We start from the raw sequence: 1,503 nt of genomic DNA, 5'->3' as shown, positions 1-1,503 counted from the left end.
CTTGTATTTAAAAATGCATTTACTGCAAAAACTTTGAAAGTTAATTTTAAAAACAGCTTTCTAGTTATTTATACAATGCAAAATTAGCATCCAAAAATCATGTTGTAATTATTTGCATATAAGATTTAGTGATAAATGAGGAAGACCGATTCAATGTTAAATAGTCAATTAGAGATACTAGCTCAAGGACACGCTTATCTTGAAGGTGTAACTAAAGAGGACTATTCCCAAGTCATTACTCCTAACTTTATTAGCTCGGCAGGAGCTCATATGCGACATATTATCGATCATTATCAATCTTTAATGACCGGCTTTAGCACGCAAAAAGTAGATTATGATTGCCGCTTAAGAGGAGGAGATATTGAAAACTCTCCAACTGCTGCAATAAAAAAAATTGCCGAAATAACAACGTGGATTGAACAGCTAAGTCCAGATGATTTTAATAAACCGTTATCACTTTCAAGCGAAGTTTCGATTAAAAGCAAAAATGTACAAACAGTAACAACATCACTTGCGCGAGAGCTTATTTTTGTAGGCAGTCACGCTGTGCACCATTACGCGATGATTTCACAAATTTCTTTTGCTCAAAAGTCGCAGCTCGATAAAAGCTTTGGTTTAGCACCAAGTACAGCTACTTTTTTAAGAGAAAATAGCCAACCAGCACAACCAAAATCGATGCAAAATTAAAATGTGCACGTTAAGCTACTTTTTAACTGATGATGGCTACGAGCTATTTTTTAATCGCGATGAGCAAAAATCACGAGAAACGGCAATCGCTCCAAGTAAGCACCAGGGCAATGCAATTTTCCCCATTGATCCGCAAGGAGGAGGTACTTGGCTTGGTGTATCGCATTTTGGGCAAACACTAGCATTATTAAACGATTACCAAAGTGTATTTGATATAACTGCCGTAAAGCATAGTAGAGGTCTGTTAATCCCTCATTTACTGAGTAATAAAGCCTCTGCATTGTCCCAATTACAAAACATGGATTTATCGGGCTACGCGCCTTTTAAGTTGTGTATTTTTCCGGATGGACTATCGATAAATAACAATAACGTGGTTTTTATTAGGTGGGATGCAAAGCAGTTAAGTCACTGCCAAGTTGAACCACTTGCTACGTCATCAGGTGTTGAGCTTGAAACGGTGACACAAAAGCGTAAACATCAATTTAAGCAACTTATTGATTTAAGACATCCTGAAAGTGAGCAATTTTTAGCGTTTCATTACAGTAAAGCCGAACAAGGGCAATATGGCGTAAATATGCTAAGAGAGGATGCAATGACGGTCAGTATTAGTCATATTAAAGTTGGTAACACTATACGTTTTAATTATTTTGATAAACAGTCTCAGCTCATTAGCAGCATTAGTTGTTTAAAAGTGGCTGCAGCTTAACTAAATATTTTTATAGTGATTACATAACTAAAAAAGTCGACGCAATTAATCACGTCGACTTTTTTGCTCTATTTTTACCTGCTATATTAATACAGCAGGTAAAAATTACG

Annotated in this window: 2 protein-coding genes; both read left to right on the top strand. The window is 36.0% G+C overall.

Going from position 1 to position 1,503, the window contains the following annotated elements; all coding sequences use genetic code 11:
• Positions 1 to 153 precede the first annotated feature (153 nt).
• Entirely contained in the window at positions 154 to 687 is a 534-nt protein-coding gene (locus tag H5072_RS19265) for a DinB family protein (RefSeq protein ID WP_182694484.1), read from the top strand.
• Position 688: 1 nt separating this feature from the next.
• Positions 689 to 1,393: an NRDE family protein gene (locus tag H5072_RS19260; protein ID WP_182694483.1), complete on the top strand. Its 705-nt coding sequence runs from the start codon at positions 689 to 691 to the stop codon at positions 1,391 to 1,393.
• Positions 1,394 to 1,503: the final 110 nt, after the last annotated feature.

This window comes from Pseudoalteromonas sp. SR45-5 (genome assembly GCF_014163565.1).
Classification (GTDB): domain Bacteria; phylum Pseudomonadota; class Gammaproteobacteria; order Enterobacterales; family Alteromonadaceae; genus Pseudoalteromonas; species Pseudoalteromonas distincta.
Note: the sequence above shows the minus strand (reverse complement) of the source record. Positions and strands in the feature narration are given on the sequence as shown.